26 protein-coding genes are annotated in these 24,604 nt (G+C 36.1%); 7 read left to right on the top strand and 19 right to left on the bottom strand.

Going from position 1 to position 24,604, the window contains the following annotated elements:
- Position 1: 1 nt before the first annotated feature.
- Positions 2 to 1,603 carry an FAD-binding protein gene (locus ACXAGJ_RS02755; protein ID WP_474836906.1) on the top strand — a complete coding sequence of 534 codons (1,602 nt, stop codon included), beginning with the start codon at positions 2 to 4 and terminating at the stop codon, positions 1,601 to 1,603.
- Between the two features lie 2 nt (positions 1,604 to 1,605).
- On the opposite strand, the gene ACXAGJ_RS02750 is transcribed toward ACXAGJ_RS02755, so the two are convergent.
- The gene (locus ACXAGJ_RS02750) at positions 1,606 to 2,739 is read right to left on the bottom strand and encodes a PQQ-dependent sugar dehydrogenase (RefSeq protein WP_474836904.1); all 1,134 of its coding nucleotides are present in this window, start codon (positions 2,737 to 2,739) and stop codon (positions 1,606 to 1,608) included.
- A gap of 96 nt (positions 2,740 to 2,835) precedes the next feature.
- Positions 2,836 to 3,507: a hypothetical protein gene (locus ACXAGJ_RS02745; RefSeq protein WP_474836902.1), complete on the bottom strand. Its 672-nt coding sequence runs from the start codon at positions 3,505 to 3,507 to the stop codon at positions 2,836 to 2,838.
- A 182-nt stretch (positions 3,508 to 3,689) separates the two neighbouring features.
- On the opposite strand from ACXAGJ_RS02745, the gene ACXAGJ_RS02740 reads away from it, so the two are divergent.
- From ACXAGJ_RS02740 to ACXAGJ_RS02730, 3 genes are all read left to right on the top strand, one after another.
- Entirely contained in the window at positions 3,690 to 4,136 is a 447-nt protein-coding gene (locus ACXAGJ_RS02740; RefSeq protein WP_474836900.1) for a hypothetical protein, read from the top strand.
- An 897-nt stretch (positions 4,137 to 5,033) separates the two neighbouring features.
- A complete protein-coding gene (locus ACXAGJ_RS02735; RefSeq protein ID WP_474836898.1) occupies positions 5,034 to 6,479 on the top strand; it encodes a glycosyltransferase family 2 protein in 1,446 nt (481 codons plus the stop codon).
- A 698-nt stretch (positions 6,480 to 7,177) separates the two neighbouring features.
- A complete protein-coding gene (locus ACXAGJ_RS02730) occupies positions 7,178 to 7,732 on the top strand; it encodes a hypothetical protein (protein ID WP_474836896.1) in 555 nt (184 codons plus the stop codon).
- Positions 7,733 to 7,894: 162 nt separating this feature from the next.
- Here ACXAGJ_RS02730 and ACXAGJ_RS02725 read toward each other — a convergent pair whose 3' ends face one another.
- The 13 genes from ACXAGJ_RS02725 to ACXAGJ_RS02665 all read right to left on the bottom strand — a co-directional run bounded on the left by ACXAGJ_RS02725 (position 7,895) and on the right by ACXAGJ_RS02665 (position 16,332).
- Positions 7,895 to 8,164, bottom strand: a complete 270-nt coding sequence (locus ACXAGJ_RS02725) for a hypothetical protein (RefSeq protein ID WP_474836894.1) — start codon at positions 8,162 to 8,164, stop codon at positions 7,895 to 7,897.
- Positions 8,165 to 8,190: 26 nt separating this feature from the next.
- Positions 8,191 to 8,700 (bottom strand): thermonuclease family protein, encoded by a 510-nt coding sequence (locus ACXAGJ_RS02720; RefSeq protein ID WP_474836892.1) that lies wholly within the window; start codon positions 8,698 to 8,700, stop codon positions 8,191 to 8,193.
- Between the two features lie 42 nt (positions 8,701 to 8,742).
- Positions 8,743 to 9,126, bottom strand: a complete 384-nt coding sequence (locus tag ACXAGJ_RS02715) for a hypothetical protein (RefSeq protein WP_474836890.1) — start codon at positions 9,124 to 9,126, stop codon at positions 8,743 to 8,745.
- On the bottom strand, positions 9,123 to 10,031 hold the full coding sequence (locus ACXAGJ_RS02710) for a hypothetical protein (protein ID WP_474836888.1): 909 nt from the start codon (positions 10,029 to 10,031) through the stop codon (positions 9,123 to 9,125). Before ACXAGJ_RS02710 ends, ACXAGJ_RS02715 begins: the two co-directional genes overlap by 4 nt.
- Positions 10,032 to 10,035: 4 nt before the next feature.
- Positions 10,036 to 11,298 carry an ABC transporter permease gene (locus tag ACXAGJ_RS02705; RefSeq protein WP_474836886.1) on the bottom strand — a complete coding sequence of 421 codons (1,263 nt, stop codon included), beginning with the start codon at positions 11,296 to 11,298 and terminating at the stop codon, positions 10,036 to 10,038.
- Positions 11,299 to 11,301: 3 nt separating this feature from the next.
- Positions 11,302 to 11,709: a hypothetical protein gene (locus ACXAGJ_RS02700; RefSeq protein WP_474836884.1), complete on the bottom strand. Its 408-nt coding sequence runs from the start codon at positions 11,707 to 11,709 to the stop codon at positions 11,302 to 11,304.
- Positions 11,710 to 11,732: 23 nt separating this feature from the next.
- Complete coding sequence (locus ACXAGJ_RS02695; RefSeq protein ID WP_474836882.1) at positions 11,733 to 12,077, bottom strand: excalibur calcium-binding domain-containing protein; 345 nt, start codon at positions 12,075 to 12,077, stop codon at positions 11,733 to 11,735.
- A gap of 12 nt (positions 12,078 to 12,089) precedes the next feature.
- The gene (locus tag ACXAGJ_RS02690) at positions 12,090 to 12,341 is read right to left on the bottom strand and encodes a DUF4236 domain-containing protein (protein WP_474836880.1); all 252 of its coding nucleotides are present in this window, start codon (positions 12,339 to 12,341) and stop codon (positions 12,090 to 12,092) included.
- A 4-nt stretch (positions 12,342 to 12,345) separates the two neighbouring features.
- The gene (locus tag ACXAGJ_RS02685; protein ID WP_474836878.1) at positions 12,346 to 13,122 is read right to left on the bottom strand and encodes an ion transporter; all 777 of its coding nucleotides are present in this window, start codon (positions 13,120 to 13,122) and stop codon (positions 12,346 to 12,348) included.
- Positions 13,123 to 13,196: 74 nt separating this feature from the next.
- A complete protein-coding gene (locus ACXAGJ_RS02680) occupies positions 13,197 to 13,352 on the bottom strand; it encodes a YegP family protein (protein ID WP_474836876.1) in 156 nt (51 codons plus the stop codon).
- Positions 13,353 to 13,538: 186 nt separating this feature from the next.
- Entirely contained in the window at positions 13,539 to 13,721 is a 183-nt protein-coding gene (locus ACXAGJ_RS02675; RefSeq protein ID WP_474836874.1) for a YegP family protein, read from the bottom strand.
- Between the two features lie 106 nt (positions 13,722 to 13,827).
- Positions 13,828 to 14,496 (bottom strand): DNA-binding response regulator, encoded by a 669-nt coding sequence (locus ACXAGJ_RS02670; protein ID WP_474836872.1) that lies wholly within the window; start codon positions 14,494 to 14,496, stop codon positions 13,828 to 13,830.
- A 12-nt stretch (positions 14,497 to 14,508) separates the two neighbouring features.
- Positions 14,509 to 16,332: a tetratricopeptide repeat-containing sensor histidine kinase gene (locus ACXAGJ_RS02665; RefSeq protein WP_474836870.1), complete on the bottom strand. Its 1,824-nt coding sequence runs from the start codon at positions 16,330 to 16,332 to the stop codon at positions 14,509 to 14,511.
- A gap of 564 nt (positions 16,333 to 16,896) precedes the next feature.
- On the opposite strand from ACXAGJ_RS02665, the gene ACXAGJ_RS02660 reads away from it, so the two are divergent.
- Together ACXAGJ_RS02660 and ACXAGJ_RS02655 are read left to right on the top strand one after the other, a co-directional pair.
- The gene (locus tag ACXAGJ_RS02660) at positions 16,897 to 17,736 is read left to right on the top strand and encodes a hypothetical protein (RefSeq protein ID WP_474836868.1); all 840 of its coding nucleotides are present in this window, start codon (positions 16,897 to 16,899) and stop codon (positions 17,734 to 17,736) included.
- A 221-nt stretch (positions 17,737 to 17,957) separates the two neighbouring features.
- Positions 17,958 to 19,517: a hypothetical protein gene (locus ACXAGJ_RS02655; protein ID WP_474836866.1), complete on the top strand. Its 1,560-nt coding sequence runs from the start codon at positions 17,958 to 17,960 to the stop codon at positions 19,515 to 19,517.
- A 79-nt stretch (positions 19,518 to 19,596) separates the two neighbouring features.
- Here ACXAGJ_RS02655 and ACXAGJ_RS02650 read toward each other — a convergent pair whose 3' ends face one another.
- The 4 genes from ACXAGJ_RS02650 to ACXAGJ_RS02635 form a co-directional block, all read right to left on the bottom strand.
- Positions 19,597 to 19,974 (bottom strand): DoxX family protein, encoded by a 378-nt coding sequence (locus tag ACXAGJ_RS02650; RefSeq protein WP_474836864.1) that lies wholly within the window; start codon positions 19,972 to 19,974, stop codon positions 19,597 to 19,599.
- On the bottom strand, positions 19,965 to 20,363 hold the full coding sequence (locus tag ACXAGJ_RS02645; protein ID WP_474836862.1) for an alkyl hydroperoxide reductase: 399 nt from the start codon (positions 20,361 to 20,363) through the stop codon (positions 19,965 to 19,967). Before ACXAGJ_RS02645 ends, ACXAGJ_RS02650 begins: the two co-directional genes overlap by 10 nt.
- 615 nt (positions 20,364 to 20,978) lie before the next feature.
- The gene (locus tag ACXAGJ_RS02640; protein WP_474836860.1) at positions 20,979 to 22,823 is read right to left on the bottom strand and encodes a cystathionine beta-synthase; all 1,845 of its coding nucleotides are present in this window, start codon (positions 22,821 to 22,823) and stop codon (positions 20,979 to 20,981) included.
- Between the two features lie 660 nt (positions 22,824 to 23,483).
- The gene (locus ACXAGJ_RS02635) at positions 23,484 to 23,906 is read right to left on the bottom strand and encodes a hypothetical protein (protein WP_474836858.1); all 423 of its coding nucleotides are present in this window, start codon (positions 23,904 to 23,906) and stop codon (positions 23,484 to 23,486) included.
- A gap of 366 nt (positions 23,907 to 24,272) precedes the next feature.
- Between ACXAGJ_RS02635 and ACXAGJ_RS02630 the strand changes: the two genes are divergently transcribed.
- Complete coding sequence (locus ACXAGJ_RS02630) at positions 24,273 to 24,596, top strand: GIY-YIG nuclease family protein (protein WP_474836856.1); 324 nt, start codon at positions 24,273 to 24,275, stop codon at positions 24,594 to 24,596.
- Positions 24,597 to 24,604: the final 8 nt, after the last annotated feature.

Genomic DNA, 24,604 nt, shown 5'->3' with positions numbered 1-24,604 from the left:
CATGGCTACAACAAAAGACTTTCAGAAAACACAATGGGATACATTACACCGCAATGGTCCATTTCCACTCAAATTATTACAAGTTACAGAACTAGAAGGTAAGGCCAATATGCCTTCTTCTTTAGATCGATATAATGATGCTGCCAAAGAAATTCAGCGATTAATCACCGAAGCTCACAATAATGGTCACGGTTTTAGACCCTATGGATCACGTTGGTCCATGTCTAGCATCGCACATCAAAAAGATCGAATGCATTTTAATAGTCATATGAATATCGACTTGCCTGTGCAACCAGGCGAGGTGCATTCGAGCAGTCCATATGATCCTAGTAATTTGTTCTTTTTTCAGTGTGGAAATACTATCAAAGAAATATCAAAAGCGCTAGGGGCACATGGTAAATCTTTAAAGACTAGTGGGGCGAGTAACGGGCAAACTATTGCCGGTTGTATAGCAACGGGTGTTCACGGTTCGGCTTTGGATGTGGGATCAATCCAAGATTATGTAGTAGGATTAAACTTGATTGTAGGGCCAAAGGATACCGATATCGTGTATCTGGAAAGAAAAACAAAGCCTGCGCTCAAGGATAGTTTCGCTCAAAAAATCAAGGCTCGGGTGATTCGGGATGATGCCTTGTTTAATGCCGCCATTGTGGGGTTAGGCTCTTTTGGTTTTATACATGGCGTATTGATAGAAGCCGAAAATCGTTTTTTGTTGAAGCGTTATGTACGTAAAATAGATAAACAGACTGCATTGAAGCTATCCGATACCATGGATTTTAAAAACTCTACCTTCAAGATTGATGGGGAAGTAGATCAAGCGGGCAAACCACTTCGTCCGTATCATTACAAGGTTTTTATCAATCCCTATGTAAATGACAATCAATATGTGGTAGAGGCGATGTATAAAAAACCATATCGAACACCGTATCCAGATCCTTTTACGACCATAGAGAAATCGATTTATAGAGATTTGATCTATCTGTTGATACGAATCAGCGAACGATTCCCAAAGGCTATTCCGTGGTTTATTAAACGACTCGAAAATGCCATTTTACCCGATGTGAACGAAGAAACCACAGGGACCCTTTATGAAACTTTTTGGGATGCACCCTATCAAGGTCCGGCTTTTGCCTGTTCTTTTGGAGTAGATCATAAACATTCTTCCAAAGCATTAAAAATCCTAACGGATCTAACTAAAAACGAAGGACCAATACCTGGAATCTTTGCAATGCGATTCGTAAAAAAATCGGAGGCGACCCTGGCGTTTACCAAATTTCCTATTACTTGTGTGATAGAGATTGATGGTGTACTATGGAAAAAAAGCAATAAGCTGATGAGTTTAAAAGAGTTCTCTGCTCGAATGATACAGGTGTTGAAACAGAACAATATTCCGTTTACCATACATTGGGGTAAGAACGCGGCCTGGACATTTCCTGGGCTAGTGGATCATATGTTTGGTAGCAAAGCCAAAGAATGGGAGCAACAACGTGCTCGTTTGCTATCACCAGAGATGGCAGTGCTATTTTCTAATAAATTTTTAAAGGATATCGGTTTATCAAAAATATCACCTCCTACAGGTGGTGGTCCTGCACCTATTGTATGACATTAAGGAATACTATTGATCTCGATAATACGATGAGTAGCGCTGGTATCTCCATAAGAATCTCCGTTGGTGGCAATAAAAATTCTACCGCCGGGTGATATGGCGATATCTCGTAGCCTTCCAAAGGTTCCTGTAAAAAAGGATTCTTCCTCTGTGATCGTATTGCCATCATCGCTTAGTGTAAGGGCAACAATTTTTTGATCTTTTAGAACAGTCATCAAAAACTTGTTGGTCCACTGCGGGATTGCAGTTCCCGTATAAAATGCAAGATCTGATGGCGCTATGGTCGGTGTCCAGTTAAAAATAGATTCGGTCACCGTGGTGCTTGCCGCAAAGGCTTCTTCGGCTGGAGTATTGATAACACCCATTACTTCTGGCCAGCCATAATTGGCTCCTGCAACAATTCTATTGATTTCATCATCATTTTGTGGACCGTGCTCTGAGCTATAGATATTTCCGTTAGGATGTCGTACCAGGCCTTGAGGGTTTCTATGTCCTAGACTATATACATAACTGTTGGTAAAAGGATTATCAGCAGGGATACTTCCGTCTAGGCTAATTCTTAGGATCTTACCGGCTAGAGAATTTAAGTTTTGAGATAAACTAGTATTTCCAGCATCACCGGTAGTCATCAAAAGATGTAGATCATTGGTGATCATCAATCGTGATCCGTTATGAATTCCTGCTGCAGGAATATTATCGAGTAGGGTAGTTTCATCAGACAATGTATTATTGGCATAGGTAAAACGTACCAAACGTTCTAACAAGTTATTACCACTTTGATAGGTGTATACTGCATATACAAAAGGATTCGAATCAAAGTTGGGGTGCAATACCATACCTAACAGTCCACTTTCCTGCACTTGTTCTACTGCAGCAATACGAATGAGTTCTATTTGCTCGCCGGTATCAGGATTAATTCTACTAATGCGTCCGTTACGCTCGGTTACCCAAAGAAAATTATCGGGTCCCCATAGGATTTCCCAAGGCACACTTAGGGTACTAATCAAGGTTGTGGTAGCATCGGTTGGATTTGGATCGGGATCTGGGTTTGGGGTAGCGTTGTCGTCACTAGAACAGTACAATAACATGGAAGTGATAAGAACAATACCTAAAAAAGTGAATAGCTTATTCATAGTTTCTTAGATTTGGTTGTGAACTCCTATATATTGATAACCAATTCTTTCAAGATTTATTTTATGAAAGAGGAAGAAAGATCATAGAAAAAGGTGTTAGTCTCTTTTAAAATCTTCAAAAAACGTGTTTTGATCTCCGATTTGAAGACCTAGACGATCAAAACTAGCATATACTTTTGGTTTGTTTTTGGTTTCAAAAAAGATAAAATAAAACTGATCATCATACAGATGTACAATCCCCATTTCTGAACCATGTGGAGCCAGTAGTGTGTTTATTTCAGAAAATATCCTACTATCAATGGGATACCCTTTGGTAAATTTGGCCCAAAAATCATCTTTTATTTTTGGATACAATCCACCTAGGCAATGTTCTATATTATAGATAAAATCTCCTGCATTAAAATTATGATCTACCGAGGGTAGAAAACACTGTTTTGCTTTTACATTAATAAGCGCAATGATGTCATGATACATGTAGATACGTCGTTCTTCTTCACTAATCGTAATGTGTTTGTCTACATAACCCCCAGTTTCATAAGATGTAACGACTTGCTCTTTTGCAGGGAGTTTCATAGTGCGTATCGAATCAATAAGTACAGTCTTATCAATTGTATGGTGCGTCAAATCAATAAGATCAATAAAGGCCTGTTGCGCTTCTATATCTTCTTTGGAAAAAGAACTCTTGTTTTGTGAACAGGAAGAAAAAAAGCAAACGGTACACATTACAATAAAAGTAAACCATTTTTGGTTGTGGTGTTTTTGCATCATTGATCAACTGTTGTTTGGTTCTATAGTACAAATAAACAGATTATTACTGAAAAATTAAGATAGAGAAATGGGGCTTTTTCCTTGGTTTTAGAAAGAATTAATCAGTAATTTTGAAGCCAACGAATTCTTCTCTGTAGTTCAAAGGCTTTGAACCATGTTTTGAATGATATAATGATTGTACTATGGGATTTGTAAAAGACTCTTCTTTTTATCACGACGCTATACAAATATTAGAATACCCCTGGGGGGATTATTACATGTTTAGCACTTACATTGTTTCTGAAATTAAAGAAGGAGTGGTCTACACCTGGGATGACCATGCTGCTCCCGTGGTCAAGGAGCTAAGTGAGTTGTATGATCAAAAAGGGGAGAACCTGGTACTTATTGCCAATCGAGTACATTCGTATTCGGTAAAACCCAGCGACTGGATTAAATTCTTCAAAAGTGATTATAAGTTAAAAGGATATGCTATTGTTACCTATTCTCGAAAAGGATTTATCACTTCTTTGATCGAAAAACTCTTTATGCGTAGTACCTTCCAAAGTTTTGATAATTTGGAAGAGGCGATTGCCTGGGCCAAAGAAATCACCAATACTACCGAAAGCAAATCTAACGGTAAAAGCGCATAATCTGAGCGTTTTTAGGAGATTATTGATTGCTTTTAATATCGTTGGATTCATTAATCTAAGCCTTCTTACCATTTAACTAGCTCAGAAAACCACTCGTCGAAAAACTACAAAAACAACTGTATTCTGGTGCTACCTTTACTACAAGGAAACAAAAAAAGATGTAGTTATGAGAAACTTTCACAATATATTCGGAATAAGTATGTTAAGTATAGTTCGTTTGATTGTTCAAACACCAGATGCCCCAGATTATACCTATAATAAATAATACAGTCAGTGCAAATAATTATTAATTTAAAGTAAACCGTCATGAGAAATTTTTACAATATTTTCGGAATCAGTATGTCTAACATTCTTAATTTCATAAGTGAGTTACCCGGCGCTTCTAGATATGCCATGCGCAAATAGCAAAAGAATAAAGTTTATAAAGTAGTAACCCCTAAAAAAAGATGTGCTACATACCCCAGTAGCCATCAACATACAACGCATAGTTAAAGTACATAGGTCATGGTGCAATGCCAGAAAAAGGAGATGATTATTATGATTGTCTCTTTTTTTATGTGGGAAATGTACACTTCGACTACGCTCAGTGTACGAGTAGGAAATGCACATTGGGCTGCACATTGAGCGGAGTCGAAATGAAAGCCGAAGTGATCCGGGAAAAACGTACACTTCGGCTCCGCTCAGCGTACGAGTATGAAACGAACACTGAGCTGCACACTGAGCTTGCCGAAGTGGAAGTGGAAGTGTCCCCAAAAAAGTGGGGAAATTACACCTAATGTGTGTAAAATATCAACACTTTTGAAAAAGGCATAATTCATAATCCCTTGTTTTTCAAGGATACGGTAAAATGGTATCAATATTGGTCTTGCTGTGGAGGAAATAACCAAAACACACATCATGGGATCAAAACCAAATGCAACTAGATTAACCAACCGTATCATTAAATTTGTTTCAACTGCTTCTCCGAACTTCCTACTGCTAGGTACTTTTGTATTACTTTTTGGAGCCGTTTCTTTATTTTATTTCTTACATCCTTATTTTGAAGCCATTCGCCTGGAAAGAATGAACACCCCATCAGGTATTGCTTTGATGATCCTTGGATTAACACTACTTACTCTCAAAGTCGCTTTCTTGATCTTCATTTTCAGATTATACCTTAGATACAGACCCATGAACTCGGTATCTGATGAAGAGCTGCCTTCTTGTACGGTAATCGTCCCAGCCTACAACGAAGGAGAATTGGTATATAAAACCCTAAAGAGCTTGGTAGCCAGCGACTACCCGGTAGAAAAACTGCAAATTATCTCTATCGATGATGGTAGTAAGGATGATACCTGGCAATGGATGTGTAAAGCCAAAGCCGAGTTAGGAGATCGAGTGGCAATCTACCAACAACCCAAAAACATGGGGAAAAGACATGCCCTATATCGCGGATTCAAATTAGGTAGTGGCGATGTGTTTATCACTGTGGATAGTGATTCTATAGTAGATGAGGATACGCTACGGGTAATGACTACACCTTTTGTAAAGAACGAGAAATGTGGAGCCGTAGCAGGAAATGTACGCGTGTTGAACAAAGAAAAAGCCCTCATTCCACGTATGTTGAACGTGAGTTTTGCCTTTAGTTTTGAGTTTATCCGTTCTGCACAAAGTACCATAGGCTCTGTGTTATGTACCCCAGGAGCACTTTCTGCTTACCGCAGAGAAGCTGTTTTTAATTGTTTAGAACAATGGATCACCCAGACTTTTTTGGGACAAGTCTCAAAAATAGGAGAGGACCGTGCGATGACCAATATGATCTTAAAACAAGGGTATAAGGTGTTCTTTCAGCGCAATGCCTTGGTATATACCAACACTCCAGAAAAGTACAAGAATCTATACAAGATGTTCATCCGATGGGAGCGAAGTAATATTCGCGAGAACATCGCCATGAGTCGTTTTGCGTTTACCGATTTTAGAGAAGGATCAAAAGTAGGAGCTAGAATTTTACTATTGAATCAATGGTTAAAAATGGTAATGGCATACCCTGCATTATTATTGATGTTCTTTTTTATACTCACATATCCTTTATTATTCTTTACGTCTACATTTGCCAGTATATTAATATTCTCAAGTATCCAGGCCTTGTTTTATGCCAAGAAACACAATGCAGCAGAATCTCTATGGGCATATCCATATAGTTTGTTCTTTGCATTCACATTGTTTTGGATCACACCATACGCCATCGCCACCGCAGGAAGAAGTGGTTGGTTAACAAGAGAACTCCCAAAAGAATCCATAAAAGAAACTAACGCACAACCTCAACCACAACCGCAGGTGGTGGCTGTTGCTGCTGGGTCTTGATAATATAATCGGACTTCGAGACGTGTGCTGAGCCTGTCGAAGTACAGTCCACGCCCCCGAACCCTGAGCCGTCGCACTGAGCTTGCCGAAGTGGTAGTCGAAGGGTGAATTTAGAACTTGAATGTTGATTTGAATTAGTATCCGGGTTTCGACTCCGCTCAACCCTCGGTAGCGTTATTGATGATCAGCTCGTTGGGCTTTGAGATGTGTGCTGAACCTGTCGAAGTACAGCCCTCGTGAAATCGGACCCTGAGCGTCGCACTGAGCCTGCCGAAGTGGTAGTCGAAGGGTCGAACATAGTAACTAACATTATCTGGGCTTCGAGACGTGTGCTGAGCCTGTCGAAGTACAGCCCTAGTAAGGTAACTAAGGTGACACAACGCCATACCACTAGTTATCCCTTGTCAGTATCCATTGAATGAGGATCCGTATTCCTGAAAAATAAAAGCGTTTGTCTTGATCAAGAAATCGTTGATAAGTGGTGATAAATCCTTGAACTACAGCCCGTCAGCATGACAGTAGGGTGTTTTGATATTCTTGTCATCGTGAATTGAGTTTTTCAAGTATTTGATAGTTAAGGATTTGGGATTTTAGTTTAACAGAACATTATCATCAATAGTAGTGGATTTTTTGGATGTCGGTATTGTAATTGACCGTATACCTGCTCAAACAATTGTTGAATTTAAAAACAAAAAAGTATGAGTAATGTATTAAACAACCGATTATCGGTTACCGTAGATCCACAAGTGATCAATGAAGTAAAAACAAAAATCGACGAGATCAATACGCTATTACCTTTCTTAACAGGATTAACCAAAGATGAGCGTAAAAAGCTACCCAAGATCAATCGTAGTAATAAGGTCTTTGTAGAAGATACCTTAAACAGCCTCCGACAAAACGGAGAGATTGTTCCTAATTTTATTAAGGTAGAAGAAGTAGAGAAAGACTATTCGTTATACAACGATTTGAAGATACTAGCCTTAGAACTGGCAGAGTTATCCGAAAAAGTAAACGATACCCGTATCCTTGCCGGATCCGAAGCCTATAGTACCTCGTTACTGGCCTACAAAATGTTTGGTGTAGCCGCCAATAGTGGTGTACCCGGAGCAGAAGCTTTACATAGTAGATTAAAAGAACGTTTTGCCAATGCCGGTAATGCTAGTGCCGATGAGACTACGGATGATACGAATGATCAGGGTGGTGGTGATACCACTAATAGCGAAACGGACTTCGACTCCGTGGTTCCTGAGTAGGCCGAAGGACTCAGCCCTCGGTAGTACCGAACCCTGAGCGTCGCACTGAGCCTACCGAAGTGGCTCTCGAAGGGTGATATTTTTGACTGGTCGAATGCCAATTACACCAAAACACCCCCAACAGTTACAAACAACTGTTGGGGGTGTTTTTTATGCTAAAATTTAGTTTTGCTTTTTTGAAGTTTCCTTATGTGTTTCGAAACCGCATATAGTTCTTCCAAAAACATATTTGGCTTTTCTTAGGTTAATTGAGACAACAGTATCATTACATTTTGTCAATGCTTTACAATCCTTTGAATAATGATACTTTTTACTCGTTGTACTATTGCAGATGTATACTTTTTGTTCCTTTTTTTGTTGGTCTGTAGTATTATTTTGACCATAAACAGAAAAAGAGGAAAAGATTATTAAAATTAGTAGTGTTATTTTCATTTTGACGTAGTTTTAGAATCATATAATTACTGCAGTGTTTTTTTATTTTTTGTTTTTTTTCTTTTTCTGTATAACCATGGCTCAATTAGTTTCTCCTGTGACCACATTCCTTTTTTCTGAAGCTTTGCCCGCTCTTCAAGAATTGTATAGGAGGAATCTTTTGAGTATTTCTTAAAGTGTAACCCATATCCATTACTGACTAATTCTTTGTTTAATATTTTCCCCTCATATTCTATAGTGGCAATGAGTCGTCTATACCGATCATACTTTCCTTTATTAATCACTTTTACTTTTTTAGCAAAACAAAAGTCTGACGTAAATTGTTTGGCCTTCTGACCAAATGGTTGTTTTTTCTCTGGGCAATCAATATGCTCTAATCTAATGATAATGGGGTCTTTTTTAAATAAAACTTCTATAGTATCTCCGTCTTTTATTCCGATAACTTTGGCGAAGAATTCGTTAGGGAGTTTATCGCTAGAGGTAAAGGAGAAACATATGATTAGAACTAATAAGTAGACAAAGTAGTTTTTGGTCATATAGTTGATTTTAGGATACTTAAAGATATTGATTTTAAGTAATTAGTTACACATGCTTCTGGCTACATAGGTTTTATTACCATTAGAATTTATATAGTAGCAACCACCACGAGGACCTCGATGATAGGTTCTTGTAGATCTAGATTTATACTGTTTATTGCTTTGCTTCTCTATTGATCTTGTATAACTACCATCGTTGTGTGTAGCACTTTTGGTTAAGTATTGAACCGTATGTGTAGATGCTGGTTGATTACCTAACTTTTTATCAATAGCATCAATTCGAACTTGTAGTTCTTGAGCCTTTGTTAATAGATCATCTCTTTGTTTTACTAATTCTTCTCTTAGGTAAAGACTTGCCTCTACACTTTGTGAGTTGCATTGGTAAGATGCAATGATTAGTAGGAATAGGGGTATTAGTTTTTTCATCTCTTTTGTAGAATAAAGTTTTTAATAAGTTTATCCATATCGGATGGCAAATCTGCATTTCTGATTTCAAATCGTTTTACATTCATAGACTCAAACCAATTGCTCCAATAGGTCTTGATAATGTCTTCTTCGTATGGATTCTTTTTATCTGGATTAATACCTAATACTAAAATTTCTAGATTGGATAGGTCATTAGTTGCTGGAATAAAACCAAAACCCTCATTCTCAATTTTGGTTTTCCAATTTGAAGAAGTCAATTTAAAACTTCGTATATCTTGAGGAGTAATATAAGTAGTAAAGTTATCCTGTCTTATCTTTGTGTTTTTGTGATAAATATATCCATCTGTTAGGATGACTAATATGTTCCTGAAACCATCTTCAATACAATAATCCGTAATCTTATTTTTAAAGAAACGCCAAGTATCAGAACCAATATATTTATTATCCTTAATTGCTAAACTATAGATTTTTTCAGGCTGTGTTGAATATTCTTCACTAATTTTTTCCAAAAGTTCAATGGATGCATTCTTTTTTCTAATATGGAATTTTAGATTAGTTGAAATTGAATTAATTTCTGTATTAAGTGGTTCAGGATCAAAGTAAAGTTGAATTTTATCATTCATTTGCCTTACTTTTTTTGTTTGCAAATGTTGTTTAAAAGCTTCTGCAACGGATTTTATATAAGCAGCATCTCTTTTATAATAATCCATTGATGGATTTGGGTATTTTTGGGGATCTATGCGATCTGAGAGATCAAGTAAAAAACTAATATTAAGATTTTCGGATGCCTTTATTTGTTCAGTAGTTATTTTAGTAACCACCTTTTCTTCTTTTGACTCACTTACACATGCGAATAGTAAAAAAAGAAATGGGGCAAGCGTTACATATTTATAGAAATGTTTCATGATTCTAGTTTTTTGTAAATAATAGATGTTGGAAATCCATTTCATTAAGATTATGTTCCGAAAGATGCGTGTTTGACACTTCCTCACATCTATTTAATAATTCATCTTTTTCTTTATGTGGTAATGCTAGTTCTGCACTAATTGCCTGATACCAGCCTTCTTTGTACTGATAATGATAATGCAGATATTCTTTAACTGGGAATACGAACCCATCTATTTTTGATTGTAACTCTGTAATTTTTCCTTTTACGGCTGTTATTTGATGTTTTATCTTATCAATACTATCATGAAGTTCAGTTCTTTTATGTAATAGATTTTTAAGTTCTTCCTTTTTAATTCGAATAAAGGATTTGATTTTATCTAGGTTTTCATATTCGTGCATAACAAAATCAAATACCAATCCCCAAATGATATATACAACAAAACCAGCGAAGATGATTCCCCAGAAATTGACGCTTTTGATTGCTAATTCTGGAGTGAATTTTTCACCCAATACAGCGTCATATAAAAATATCTTTCTTTCGATTAAATATGCCAGGATAACATCAAATACAAAGGTTAAAAGAAACAAGGCACCAATCTTCAAAAATGATAATCTGTTTTTGTTTTTTTGGAACATGTGAATCAAATAACCTAATCCCATAAATACGAAGGGTAGGGTACCTACAAAAACTGCTTCTAATAATCCATCAGAAATTGCCTTACTTAAGGCATTTGCGTCAAAAATAGCAGCTGCTACGCTATCACTTTCAAAATCCTTAAAGAAACCCGAATAGGAAGCGGAAATATAAAAAACGAATAAATAAATAGTTATTGGAACCAATAACAATAAACCAATATAGAACTGTGCTTTGGGCCTTTTGTCAACATCAATTCCGTAATTATCGGGATTCTGCTTTACGTCAACCATTTCAAATTTTTTAGTTTCAATATTGGCGTCAATGCTTTTTTCTTGCTCATTATAGATGGAGATAGCAGTTTCTCTTTTCTTGAGTTCGGTTCTTTGACGTTCTTGCTCTTCTTTATATGGTTGTTTTAGACGTTCTTGCTCTGCGAGTTGTTTTCTACATTGATCCTCAAAGCTATTGTATAAGTTATGAAGTCCAGTTTTTAATACAACAGGATTTCCAGATGCCTTTTTAGAGGCGCCATACCCACTTTGATAATATGTGATTCTAATTCTTTCTCTGTCGTCTTCATCGGTATTAAATATTTGGGATTTTAATTCTGTTTTTTTGAGAGTAAATAGCTTTTTTATAGATTCCATAGGTTAAGCATTTATTTGGTTGATAATTTCTTCCACTTTGACTCCCTTTTGAGCACAGGTTAAGAGGTACTTAGTAAGCTCTTCCACGTTTTCGTCCAAAAACTCAAACTTTTTACAATACTTTTTTAATGTATTTCTTTCATCTTCAGTGATTTTTTCATCTGCCCAAATCATCTTTGCTAAATCATAGAGATATTCAATACGTTTATCTAAGCTTTCAGGAATGGCTGATTCATGATCAATTGGATTAAGTAGTAATTTTTCAAGTTCTTCCTTGGGTATTCCTCTTTCTTCAGCAAAATGATATAACATGTTTAGTTCCAGCACATCAAAATCATCATCTGAAAGTGCCATCCTATAAAGCCTTAGAAAGTGACTTTTAAGCTCGGCTGAGATTGTATAGTTTTCCATATTAGTAGTTTAAAGATTATCGTTTAACTGCACTCACAACCTGAACCTACAACCCACTTACAGCATGGATCATTTTCGCATTCGGCTTTTCTTTTATTTGAGCATCCACAATTTGATGTTGTGGCACATGTCCTTACACTGTTTCCAGGTTCTTCACATGCTATACCGTCATTATCTCTATCCAAGTCATTTCGACATTCTGGATCTGCTTCAAATGCAGCTTGAGCAGCGGATTGTGAAGTGTAATTTGCACAGTTAGTATCTCTACAGTTAGATGAAATATCAATAGGTACTTCTTCACTTTCAGAACAAGAGATTAGTGTTGCGATAAATAAAAAACCATAGACTATTGTTTTGATACTTTTCATTTCTTTATTGTATTAGTTTATTAGAGTGATGAGTAAAAAAGAAGTTGAGGATAGTAATATGAATAAAAGAATAACACATCCACTTCCTTTAGATTTTTTAAAGCTCTTTCGATACGTTAATCCTGGGATTCCAGTTCTTATAGAATACCCCTTAGAACTTAGAGACCCTCGTTTGGTTCGATAACTTGGAGTAATTCCAGATTTACTGATATTCACTCCAAAACCTTTACCAAGTTTTATTCGTTTGTTGTATTTGAATCCCATGTTATTAATAATTTACATTTGCACCACAATTGGGACATGTACATTTATTTTCCTTTTTGTCCGTTTTAACTTTATCAATAAAAGCAGAGCTAATAATTCCTGTTGGCAAAGCAATGAAACCTATACCTGTTAAAGCAATTACGGCGCTGAGAAACTTACCAAATCCGGTTATTGGGTAAACATCTCCGTAACCTACCGTTGTTAATGTAGCTACAGACCACCAAAATGCTTCACCTATATTTGCGAACTTATCTGGCTGCGCTTGATTTTCTACATGAAAAATTAATGTGGAAGAGAGGGTTAGTAAAATAAATGCTACGAAAAAAGTTATTGTAAGTTCTGGTTTCGATTCTTTAATTATTACTCCAATTGTTTTAATAGATTTCGAATATCTACCAAGTTTTAAAATTCTTACTAATCTAACGAGTCTTAAAATCCGTATTACTCTCAAATCAAATGGGATAAACATTGGTAGATAGAAAGGTAATATGGCAATTAAATCAATGATTCCGTAGGTTGAAAAAGTATATCGAAGTTTACTTGAGTATTTTCTATCCCTTTTCTTAGAATCTAGGTCTGAAACCCATATTCTTGTAATGTATTCTAATGTGAAGATTATTACAGATGTATACTCCACTATATCAAATATTATAATATAATTAGTATACAAGGACTTGTAAGACTCTAAAATTAAACAAATGACATTTAGAATTATAAGACCATATATCAGTCGAGTAAATTTCTCATCTTGGTTAATTATATTATGTAATTTTTGTTTCATGAATACTTCATTATCATTTGCTAATAAAAAACGAACTCATTCACTGTGGTGAGTTCGTTTTTTTTTAGATTCATTTATCCACTATAACCGTGGCGTCTAGCATTTTCAACGCAATCAGATTTATTAACATACCCTTGCGCAGAGGCTCCAACGATTTCACCATTTCTAGCTATTCGTCTCCATCTCCATTTACCACTAGCATCTTTATAGAATTCCCATTTATCATTCATGATATTAAAGTTTTAAGATTAATACAATCCAAACTTATAACCATTGATAACCAATACCTTGTGGATTTCCACAGACCATAATTATTTTATAAAACAAAAGACCTGCTAGATTCTTAGAATCTGACAGGTCTGAATATAAAAGCCCGTTACCCCATAACAAGCTTTATGCGAATTCCAAATAAGTTTTTAGGTGAGATCTTCTATTTCTGCTTTTGGAGCATTTTCTTTTACAGATTCGATTCCGGTTTCACAATTTTGTTTGGAAGTATACATTTCACTAGACGCAATAACTTGACCATTACCAGCATGTAGATTGAAATAAAACTGATCATTACTACTTTTATGAATTTTAAATTTTGGATCTGCCATTATTTTTTGATTTAAGATTAATAATACCTCAAAATTACCTTGATCAAACAAAAATCCCCTGTGGAAAATCACAAGGGCAGAGTGTTAAATTAAAAACATTGGTAGATCAATCAATTAACCCTAACTGATTCACCAAATAGACTAATTGTATATTCGTTTTGGCATTGAAGTCTTCTCGTAGTTTTCGTATTTTATCTTCTACAGAGCGTCTGCTATTTGGAGTGATGTTGTGTTCAATAAAATGAAGGCTTATTTCATCTTGTTTATATCCCTGTGTCAGTAGTTTTAATAATTGTATCTCGTATTGATTCAGCTGTAGTACATTTTTTTGATGTAAGGCATCTTTAGAAACAGGGCAAGTATATGTATTACCATCGTTTACTGATGTAATTGCTTTGGATAATTCTTTTAGACCATACAGTCCTTTGCAAACATATCCGTCGATCTTTTGATTAGTAAAAAAAGACCTAATAACAGCAGGCTTCTTTTCGCCAGTAAACACAATAATCTTAATTTCAGGTTGTATCTTTTTTACTTCTTTGATAAGCTCTTTACCTGTGGTTATTTTGTGGCTTCTATAGTCTAAAGCAAAAGAAAGATCGCTGATGAGTAACTGATATGGAGTGTTATTTCGTAGAGCTTCCTTTATTTTGAGTAATGTTTTATCGCAAAATTGTGCGGTGTCAATTTGTGCTTGGGTGAAATCTTTTATAGCAGAAACAATACCTAAGTTATCGCTGTCTTCATCTTCTGCAATCAAAATTTTTGTAAACATAGGTTCTTCAAATTAGGGGCTAAAAACAATTGTTGCTTTAAAACCTTCTTCCGGTTTTGAATCAAAAGTAATAGTTCCTCCAATGTCTTTCATGCGGGTTTCCACATTAACCAGGCCGTTTTTTGAAGCGGATTTACTGAAATTCATACCGATACCATCATCAATATAATTTACTTTTATTTTTCTCTTCTCTTTGGCAAAAGTGATGGCAACTATGTTGGCTTGACTATGCCGTTTCATATTGGTAAGTAGTTCCTTAAGAACCCAATACAGTTCTTCTTTTTTTACCGGAGCGATTTCGGACCAAAAGTCAGGCTCCAATTCACTGGTAATTACTTTAGTTTTTTCGTCTCCATAAGAATCAAGAAGGGATAAGAGTTCATCACTATATTCCTCTCCAGTTTCTATTTTATGATCCCTTGAGAAATCTCTTACTTTATGATACACTTGATCAAATCCTTTGAGGATCTTAAGATTTTCTTGATTATTCTCAAAACCAGACACCTTTTCTAATTGTAACAAAAGGTAATAGAGATCATTGCCCACTTCGTCGTGAAGTTTTTTCGAAAGTCTTTTATTGGTATGATGGCGCTCTTGAATACGAGCGAATTTTATTCGTTGTTGCCAATTAAACAAAATAAACCCAACACTAATTAGTAGGAGGGCGGACAAGAGGATAAAAATGTTTCTCTTGGAGGTTTCTTCTGTAAGTTTTAAGTCTTTTTCAGTTACCTCAGTTTTCAGAATTAGATTTTGAGCTCTTGTTTTATCTGTTTCATACTTTATTTTAGCAAATTCACCTCTGGCTTGCTCTCTAGCAGAATAAATGCTATCAATTAGCTTTTTGAATTTGGATGCGACAGATTCTGGATTACTCTCAAGATCCATAAGATAGGATAGAGCTTCTAGTTCTGAAGTTTTACTTTGCATTTTTGCCGCAATTCGATAAGCTTGATTAGCATGAGTTATTGCTTTGTTATTAAGGTTTTTATTTTTATAATACTCAGTAAGATGAATATGACTAGCAAATTGTCCAGAAAGATCTTGGAGGTCCTTTCTGCATTCTAAAGCAAGTAATAATTCTTTTTCTGCGGTTGGGTCTTTAAGTTTTGACTTTGCTAAAGCTATATTATCCAATACTTTTGCTTCCATAATAGGAAATGAGGATAGAGCAAAAGTTTCATTAAGTCTTAACAATCTGTCCAGTCCTTCCTTATAATTCCCTTGTTTTAAATCAACAACACTAATATTGTTATTAATTTTTACGATATTAATAGAATCCTCGACAAGTTCCAAAGCTTTTAAATACCATCTTTTAGAGTCCTTATAATTTTTTAGTTCTTTAGTAGTTATTCCAAGATGGTTTAGTAATCCTAATTGGTGTTTTTTTCTTGAGGAATAAGGCAATGATTCAACCAAATTTAGACCTTCTATTGCTTTACTTTCACTTGAACTAAGGTCTCCTATTTTTTTTTGAATACTTGTTATATGTCTGATCGCATCGACAGCAGTCAAGGTGTCTTTCATATAAAGTGATAATTCACTCAAATAGTTGTAAAATCTGACCGCTTCAACTGGCTTGTTATCCAATTTGTGGTACAGGGCTAGTTTTTTATAGGCTTTCGTAATGTAAATAGTATCATTTACAGACTCTGATTTTTTCAAAAGCCTTTTAGCATAATATATTGCGCTATCCAAATTATTTCGTTTACGGAAGAAGGAGCTTTTTTTTGAAATGCTCTTGAGGTTAGTTTTAGTTAAATCATTTGGAATATGTTCTTGTGAGCATAAAATAAAAAAACTAAAAAAGAGGAATGTAACAATTAACTGTTTCATCCCTCTAAATTAATAAAACTGATAATATTTCAATCAACAATTAGTCTTCATCCTCCTCTTCTGGAAGAATTTCACCATCTTCACCTTCAGTAGCAAATTCTTCGATACCGATTTCTTCAGCAAGGTCTGAAGTTGTACATGAAAATAATGACATATTAAACATAACTATTGCGATTATTAAAAGTGATCTTCTCATCTTTTTTTGTTTTTAAAAATTGAACAATAGTGTTGCTGTCCGGGTTATGAATCCAGAGATTAATGGCCGTCAACAACACGGTTAAATGAGAAGAGGCGCCTCTTCGTTTTGGGAAGTATGTTTAGGAAAGACAAGAACAGAAAAAGCTAATCGTACTTCCCAGTTTCAGTTACCTGATTCTGTCTTGTATTTCCGGTTTTGAATTAGATTGTATACATTTGTCTTGATATCTAATCGCGACTTAAACTAAATTCTTTCGCAAGATATAACCACGTTACCCCACTACAGGCAAGTGATTCGGATCATTCGGATGAATTCGGATTATTAGGTCAAATTCGATTTTAAATTTTAATAAAAAGATGCCTGTGATGACATTTGAAGATTACAAAAGGGGTATAATTAAACACTACAGTAGACTTAAAGGAGATGAGAATTTTGAAATAAATCGTTTCTTATTTGAGATTACACCCGGAAAAATTAAAGCAGCTAGCAAGGTTGTTTTTGAAAGGAAAAATGATACTCAGGATATTCTAACTTTATCTAGTTATTTTAAGGTAGCGACAGATAAGAATTTCTTGAAGTTATTGAATACTATAAATGCGGATAAATTTATTCCTGTTTTACAATTTCTAGAAGAAACAACTAAAAAGCCAGGTGAGAATGTTGTAGAATTTGCCGCTTGGCTATTGGATTTTCAACCGAGACCTTATCAGCTGTTTAGAACAAATAATGGTAAATCGACAAACGGTTTACCAACACCAGGACCTGGCAAACCAGGTGAAAACAAAACAAAATTCTATGTAAGCTATCCTCCACCAGATTTTAAACCAATTTGGGATCGAATTAAGATAGCTATCACAATTAGCATAACCATTACATCAGCGATATTACTTTATTTTGGTATTGATTGGCAACAAAAAGAATGTATGACATGGAAAGAGGATCATTATGAATTAGCTTCCTGCCCTAAAAGCAATACTCCAAATATTATTCTTGTTGATAAAGAACTTTTAAATGAATTCAAGAAAATAACTGTAGATACTAGTTATGTTTTCTTTGATGATAATGGAATTGCTAAAGTATGGTATGATAAAACGGGAGGAAATATAGAGTTCTTTAATATGTCCGGAAATCATCCAACTAATGGTAAAAAGCTAAAACCGGTTACAGAACCTATTATTCGTAAATATGTGTTTGGAGAAGAATAAAAAAAAGCATAAACTTCGGATAATACTACTTCAGTTATGTATTTTTAAAATTCGGGTATAAAATATCCCCACTACCGGGTATGTACTCCCCAATTACTATCACATACCTTACACCTCACAAACGTAAACATATCACTCGTCATTAAAGCACTCTTTTATAGAAAAGAGTAGGGAAGAGTATGCTTCTGCCAAGTTTGTAATTAACAACTAATTGATATATCATGAGAAAAATTACTAGTATTGTATTCCTATTTTTTTGTGCTTTGTTTTATGCACAACAACCCACAAATCTTACCGACAAGAGTAACCAGTTGGTAACTCCTGGTGCTTTTAACAAATTAGTCTTTCAGGACTTAAACTTTATGATTCTAGGGGATGCTGCTCCGCAACAAGGGTTGGCCTTTGAGTTAAATGATGATAATACCACAATAGAAGCTAGTGGTTATTTGGGAAATAAGAACTATAGTTTCTTCACAATTGATGGGGAGTTTGCCGTAGATAACGGAGTGTATTTCTTTGATGAAAATGAGGGAAGTAAAAAATCAAAGTTTACTTTTAATACGTATATCGGAATAGGTAGTGCAAAGCGAAGTTTTTACTCTATGAACGGGGGTAAAGAAACAATAGGGGCTAAAAAGGATGATCACAAGAAAAGAAAATATCTAAGCAATAAATACAATACACGTATGGCCTTTATAAAAAAGAATTTGTATTTGGCAGATTCTGTACCCACATATTTTTATCGGTTCAAGGGGTTCGTAGAGTATATTAAACAAAATAATCTTACAGATATCATCTGCAAGGATAAAGAGTGTTCAGATATAGATTCATACTACAATAAAAGAATCGAAAAGATTAAGGAATATGAAGATGTGATTAAGATCGATATAACTCATTTTATTAAAGTAGATGCCTCCAAATATAAACTAACCATTAAAGCAGCAGATAGAACCTTAAAAGTTACTGATGAAAAAGAGGAAGATGAGAACAAAAAGAAGCACTATGTACAAAACTTGCCAGGGGATATAAATGTATACAAGCTTCTAGAAGATTATAAAAAAGCAAAAGAAGCACTAGATAATATTGTAGAAAATACTAAGGACAAAGAAATAGCAATTGCTCAAGAATCCTGGACTTCCAAAAAAATAGCATTCTTTGGTTTTTCACCTTTCTATCAACGGGAGAGTACCACATTATATGAATTTCGAGAAAACACCCCATTTAACAAATTATTTGAAGAGATTACGGGCGATGTATATGGGGCTACAGCATCATTTAATTATATATGGCAACGAAAGGGGCAAAAGTATTTAATTTTCAGAGGCTTGGCATCTGCATCTAGAAGTTCTAATATCAGCCAGTTTAAACAACAAACGATTACTGTAAATACTCCAACTGGAGATGTAATTGATGGAGTTCCGGTAACTATAGCGAATAGTAAAAAAGGGTATATTGGGGATGCAGCGTATACCTATGGTTTTAAACAAAGTTACGATCTTGAAGTGTATTATAGTTTTATAAAATACATAGGTATGTTTGGTAATGTAGGATACAACAAACTTGGATTTGCTGAGGATTCTGGGGTAAAAGATGTAGAACGATTCCCGATACGACTAGGGTTGTTACTTAACTTAAAATCTAAAGATGAAGAAAAGAACATTTTGACCTTACAACTATTTATGGATCGACAAGATCTTAATAAGGCTCCAAATGGTGAGGATAAAGACCTAAGAATAGGTTTCAAAGTAGGATTGCCAATTAATATTAGTAAAAAGATTTAGTTTTAAAAACTTCCTCACCCTATCGTAACATTGGGGTGAGGATATATTTTTTAATTAAAGTATTGGGTTTACATCTAATCTATTTACAGACCCTCACATACCAAGCCCACCACATAAACAACGGATGAATAACAAACAATCGTAACCACGCTACCCATTCAGGAATGCATAAACCACCGGGTATACAACTGCCAATTGTTATAAAATAAACATGGGATGGGATAAAGGCGATTAATAACCCTATAATCAAATAAGCTGTGATTTTTCGGGTACTATTCAAAAGTAACCCAATACTAAGTAGTACTTCTATCACACCGCTACTGTAATTGATAAATTTAGGATAGCTCAAATACTTAGGAATCAATGGTAGATAGAAATCAGGATTGATAAAGTGATTGATACCTGCGATGAAGAAGAAACCTGAGAATGTGTATAACAAAAGACGTTTTATACCCATTTTATTTTTTTCTGTTGATAGGTTTTTCTTAGGATCAAAAAGAACGGAATCCACCAAATAAAGTCATTGGTAATAAGGGTGTAGAAAAATTCTAGTGGGACTTTCTCCATGGCATAATTAAACAGAAAACCTAAAGGACCAAATAGTTTACCCAAAAACCCAACCATTACAATAGGCCAATGGGTAGTAGGGTCCTGAGCAGCCCACCAATAGCCTAAACCATATACGCCAATCACCATCCCCATACCTTGCCAAATCATAGGGTGTGTAGGGGGTTCCATACCGACCAATTCAAAAAAATGGTTAGGAAACAATACCACCCAAGCTCCCCATAGTAGATTATAAATCGCGGCGACTCTCAAAACGGTAGACATTTGTTGATTACTCATATAGGATGATTATATAATATTTTGAACCAAGGTATATAAAATGTGTTGTGCTGCGGATTAATCAAATTATAATTTTTCTTTAAAATCGAGTGGGAGAGTTACTTATAGTTATGCGAATCACCATCTTTTTTTTGAAAGCGAGGATACGTATTCAGCATCATAAAATTTGATGTTTTTTAAGAAAAATTACTCAAAAACCACCATAACCCACTTCGATTCCTACCTAGGGGTACTTCTATAAGTGGGTAGTTTAAGTGAAAACTGTCGCTGGAGGTACTTATCACAGTGGGTCGATTAGTGTTATAACCCCGTAAGGGGTACTACAAACACAGGATAGGGGTACTTCAAACAGAGGAACAACTATGTCCAAACAGAAGTGACACTTATGTTCAACACAGGAAACACTTCTGTTGTACACAAGTCACACCTATTATCGAACAGGGGGAGGGGTACTTCGGAAGTACCTTTTTTTCATTCGAACCCTGAGCACCCTGAGCCGCCGCACTGAGCGTAGTCGAAGTGGTGATCGAAGAGTCGAGAAATATAGTAACTCGCATTATCTGGACTTCGACTCCGCTCAACCCTCGCCACCGAACCCTGAGCGGAGTCGAAGGGTCAAATCCCCTCCACAAAATTCGCAAACACCTCTTTATGACGTTCAAGGTTCATATTAGGAGAAAGGGCTACACGAGCAATATAATCTTTGTCGCCTTCTTTGGTCGTTCCTTGGGTTGATGTAGCAGGGATCGTCCAGTAACATCCTTTTAATTGTCCATAGCTCACACAGTACTTACTTTCGTTTGGGATTTCGGTAATCATTAAATTGATTAATTTATGATTAAGTGCTCTTTTGTACGTTTCCTTTTCTTCGTCAGTAGCTCCTTTGGTCGGAAGGTCTAATGAAAAAACAGATGGTGTAAAACCTTTGCTAGCCAATGCTTCTGAAACAAAATTGATTTTTGCTTCGGGCAAGGTATTATGGATAAAGTTTACAAATTCACGAGTATTTTTATAAGCATCATGAATTCTCTGATTCATAGAAGGCAATTGTTTTGCCAATATTTCATATTGAAGAGGTGTAGCCTCATTATCACAAAGCCCTAGATGCATTTCTATCTTATGCATCAAAGCGTCTGTTTTTGTATTTCCTACACAATATCCGGCAGTACATAGTCCACCACTTGGAAATTTTGAACCACTAGAAAAAGAAATGGTTCTAATAGTTGAGAGTATTTCTCCTTCGCCCAAAAATTGTACATTAGGACAGAAGGTTTGATCTAGGAGAAAAACAGGATCTACAGCAGTAGTACCACTTGCAGTTGTACGCACAGCACTTAATACCTCTTTTAATTTTAGAAGATCAGGAACTTCAACTCTCGGGTTGGTTGGGATTTCTGCAATGATATAGGGGACAGCATCTTGATGGGCAATTTTTGCCAAAACCGAATCAATACTTTCCACCATATCATTACCACTATCTACGGGTAAATCCACGATTTCTACATTATCAATACAGGCAGCAACACGTCTTGCCTGGTCATTTGTTCCACCATAACAATTTGGAGGCACTATAATTTTGATATCTTTTCCAGTATGGTTTTCCAGGGCATAGTCCACGAGTCCCATCAAAATGGCATATTGAATCGATAACCCGCTAGAACCTACCAATGCTTTTGTATTTGTGCCGGTAACCGTCGCAATTGCATCCAAAACCTTTGTTTTGTTCGTTTCAAGATCGCTTCTACGGGGTTCGGTATATGACTTGTCTATCAAAAGCTTTAAAGCGGTAAAACAATTGGCAGGTGTCATTGCAACAGTCTCTCTTCTTCGAACATGCTGAATCTCTGAAATATAGCTTTCATTTTGTTTGCCATTCACCAATATAAGACTTCCTAAACCCTCATAAGTATTGATATAAAAGTCAATATTTGGGTTGAAATCAATGGTACCAATTTCATCTTGCTGTGAAACAAAAATCGTACTTCCGTCGAAGGCCGCAACCGAAGATGCTTCTTCAATAGGTTTCAGTTCGAATGTATACCCATAAACGTTCCTTAGCATTTTAGCATCAAAAGATTCTGGTAACTCATCGGTATAAACGATCTGAGTGTTTTTATTGTCTAATAAATTTTTTCGTAAAACGGCCAAGATAGGAACCGTTTTCGATCCAAAACTGATCACATTATCCGGTGGTAGGTTGTTTGAATGCGCAATTACCCATTCTAGTACACAAGACAATGGATGCCCTAATCGAATATAGTCAAAAGCCGTAGGTAATTCACTTAGTGCCGATGACTCAGAAGTATTATTATTAAACAAGTTTTCAAACTGCTCTAAGAATTGAACTTTGGCCAATTTTTCATCATAAATATCTAGTCGATGGGTAGTTAGATTCAACCAGTCATTGGGCATATTTTCTAATACCTTGTCAATATACTTGAGCATTTTATTGTCTTCCATTGCGATTACCTTTTGATAGGCCGCTAGTATACATCAATTCGATGTATTTTAAAAATGTAATATGATGTTTTTAGAAATTCTTAAGAAAGGTTTGGCAGTGCGTGTTTCCCGAACCCTGAGCGTAGGACTTCGACTCCGCTCAGTCCGCGCTACCGAACCCTGAGCGGAGCCGAAGGGTGTATTCCGGGTTTCGACTCCGCTCAACCCTCGATAGCGTTTCGAACCCTGAACGTCCGGCTTCGAGATGTGTGCTGAGCTTGCTGAAGTACAGCCCTCTAATACGAACCCTGAGGTTCTCGAAGGGTGATGGTACTCGAAGGGTCGAAGGGTGAGCTTGCCTAAGTGGTACTCGAAGGGTAGAAGGATCGGAACATAGTAACTCGCATTATTTGGACTTCGACTCCGCTCAGCCCACGCTCTCGAACCCTGAGACGCTGCACTGAGCTTGCCGAAGTGGGAGCCGAAGGGTGTATTCCGGGTTTCGACTCCGCGGCTCCTGAGTAAACCGAAGGGCAGCCCTCGAATACGAACCCTGAGGCTCTCGAAGGGTGGTTCTCGTTTATCATAACAAAAAAAAACACCTCATGCCCATTCACGAGGTGTTTTCATTAAGCAACACAATAATGCAACCTAAACTAACTAACTATTTATTACTAACGATTATTGCATTAACTTTTGAGATAATTCCTGAATTTCCTCACTCTTCTTTAGCATATAAGCGTTTAGCTTTTCAGCGTCAGAAGCCGAGATACTACTTGATAATTCTTGGGCTTTGGTTCCTAGTTCTTGTCCTTTTTGACCTAATGTTGCAAAAGCAGTCATGTCTTTGCTCTCTACTGCTTTTCTATAGTCTGCGATATAGGCTTCATAAGCGTCTACATACTCTTGTACTTTGGCATCTCCAAAAGATGGAGTACCACTATCAGATGTAGTTTCTGCTTTTGTTTCTTCTTTTTTCGGTTCTTCTTTGGTGGTTGTTTCTTCAGTAGCAGTTTCTTCTGCTTTTGCAGCGTTGTTATCCTTACAAGAGAAAGAGAACCCTATTAATAAGATAAGTGCGAAATGTAAAATAGATCTTTTCATGATATGATTTTTAGCGATTAGTTGTTTTTATAATTATTTACTGATACAAAGATGTAGCATTCCTACAGGCGAGAGAACACTATATTCCGTGAAAAAAATATACCCTGTTTTCGGGGGGCTCCTTCGGCAGGCTCAGGAACCCCTAAGATGATTAGGGTAAAAATTTCACGAGGGCTGAGGCTCTCGAAGCCCGACAATGTCAGTATATAGTTCACCCTTCGACTTCCACTTCGGCAAGCTCAGTGCAGCGTCTCAGGGTTCGAGGGCGTGGGCTGAGCTCGCTTAAGTAAGGTCCCTGAGCTCGCCGAAGGGGAGTTCCAAAAAATAAAACTCCTACCACCTAATATTGCAAAAACCAATACACCAATGGGATACCTATATATTTTAGAATGCAGTGATGGAAGTTATTATACCGGAAGTACTAAAAACCTAAAGAGACGATTAACCCAACACCAAAATGGAGAAGGAGCCAACCATACCAAAAGAAGACTACCTGTTAAATTGTTGTATTACGAAAAGTACTCTCGCATGGATACCGCTTTCTATAGAGAAAAACAGATAAAAGGATGGAGCAGAGCCAAAAAAGAAGCGTTAATGCGTGGGGATTTGGAGGAGTTACATCAACTTTCTGAATGCAAGAATGAATCACACTGTTTACAAAGATATTCAGTCTTCGATTCATGTTCCTAACTATACCG

Source organism: Aquimarina sp. AWH4_224 (assembly GCF_056160245.1).
The sequence above is the reverse complement of the archived record's forward strand: the minus strand, read 5'-3'. Positions and strand labels throughout refer to the sequence as shown.

Coding starts and splice junctions, on each gene's coding strand:
- ACXAGJ_RS02730 (WP_474836896.1), top strand. CDS start 7,178: ATGAGTAATGTATTAAACAACCGATTATCGGTTACCGTAGATCCACAA.
- ACXAGJ_RS02665 (WP_474836870.1), bottom strand. CDS start 16,332: ATGAAACAGTTAATTGTTACATTCCTCTTTTTTAGTTTTTTTATTTTA.
- ACXAGJ_RS02725 (WP_474836894.1), bottom strand. CDS start 8,164: ATGAAAATAACACTACTAATTTTAATAATCTTTTCCTCTTTTTCTGTT.
- ACXAGJ_RS02720 (WP_474836892.1), bottom strand. CDS start 8,700: ATGACCAAAAACTACTTTGTCTACTTATTAGTTCTAATCATATGTTTC.
- ACXAGJ_RS02755 (WP_474836906.1), top strand. CDS start 2: ATGGCTACAACAAAAGACTTTCAGAAAACACAATGGGATACATTACAC.
- ACXAGJ_RS02710 (WP_474836888.1), bottom strand. CDS start 10,031: ATGAAACATTTCTATAAATATGTAACGCTTGCCCCATTTCTTTTTTTA.
- ACXAGJ_RS02750 (WP_474836904.1), bottom strand. CDS start 2,739: ATGAATAAGCTATTCACTTTTTTAGGTATTGTTCTTATCACTTCCATG.
- ACXAGJ_RS02740 (WP_474836900.1), top strand. CDS start 3,690: ATGGGATTTGTAAAAGACTCTTCTTTTTATCACGACGCTATACAAATA.
- ACXAGJ_RS02745 (WP_474836902.1), bottom strand. CDS start 3,507: ATGATGCAAAAACACCACAACCAAAAATGGTTTACTTTTATTGTAATG.
- ACXAGJ_RS02650 (WP_474836864.1), bottom strand. CDS start 19,974: ATGGGTATAAAACGTCTTTTGTTATACACATTCTCAGGTTTCTTCTTC.
- ACXAGJ_RS02645 (WP_474836862.1), bottom strand. CDS start 20,363: ATGAGTAATCAACAAATGTCTACCGTTTTGAGAGTCGCCGCGATTTAT.
- ACXAGJ_RS02670 (WP_474836872.1), bottom strand. CDS start 14,496: ATGTTTACAAAAATTTTGATTGCAGAAGATGAAGACAGCGATAACTTA.
- ACXAGJ_RS02635 (WP_474836858.1), bottom strand. CDS start 23,906: ATGAAAAGATCTATTTTACATTTCGCACTTATCTTATTAATAGGGTTC.
- ACXAGJ_RS02640 (WP_474836860.1), bottom strand. CDS start 22,823: ATGGAAGACAATAAAATGCTCAAGTATATTGACAAGGTATTAGAAAAT.
- ACXAGJ_RS02715 (WP_474836890.1), bottom strand. CDS start 9,126: ATGAAAAAACTAATACCCCTATTCCTACTAATCATTGCATCTTACCAA.
- ACXAGJ_RS02705 (WP_474836886.1), bottom strand. CDS start 11,298: ATGGAATCTATAAAAAAGCTATTTACTCTCAAAAAAACAGAATTAAAA.
- ACXAGJ_RS02735 (WP_474836898.1), top strand. CDS start 5,034: ATGGGATCAAAACCAAATGCAACTAGATTAACCAACCGTATCATTAAA.
- ACXAGJ_RS02690 (WP_474836880.1), bottom strand. CDS start 12,341: ATGGGATTCAAATACAACAAACGAATAAAACTTGGTAAAGGTTTTGGA.
- ACXAGJ_RS02685 (WP_474836878.1), bottom strand. CDS start 13,122: ATGAAACAAAAATTACATAATATAATTAACCAAGATGAGAAATTTACT.
- ACXAGJ_RS02630 (WP_474836856.1), top strand. CDS start 24,273: ATGGGATACCTATATATTTTAGAATGCAGTGATGGAAGTTATTATACC.
- ACXAGJ_RS02680 (WP_474836876.1), bottom strand. CDS start 13,352: ATGAATGATAAATGGGAATTCTATAAAGATGCTAGTGGTAAATGGAGA.
- ACXAGJ_RS02700 (WP_474836884.1), bottom strand. CDS start 11,709: ATGGAAAACTATACAATCTCAGCCGAGCTTAAAAGTCACTTTCTAAGG.
- ACXAGJ_RS02675 (WP_474836874.1), bottom strand. CDS start 13,721: ATGGCAGATCCAAAATTTAAAATTCATAAAAGTAGTAATGATCAGTTT.
- ACXAGJ_RS02660 (WP_474836868.1), top strand. CDS start 16,897: ATGACATTTGAAGATTACAAAAGGGGTATAATTAAACACTACAGTAGA.
- ACXAGJ_RS02655 (WP_474836866.1), top strand. CDS start 17,958: ATGAGAAAAATTACTAGTATTGTATTCCTATTTTTTTGTGCTTTGTTT.
- ACXAGJ_RS02695 (WP_474836882.1), bottom strand. CDS start 12,077: ATGAAAAGTATCAAAACAATAGTCTATGGTTTTTTATTTATCGCAACA.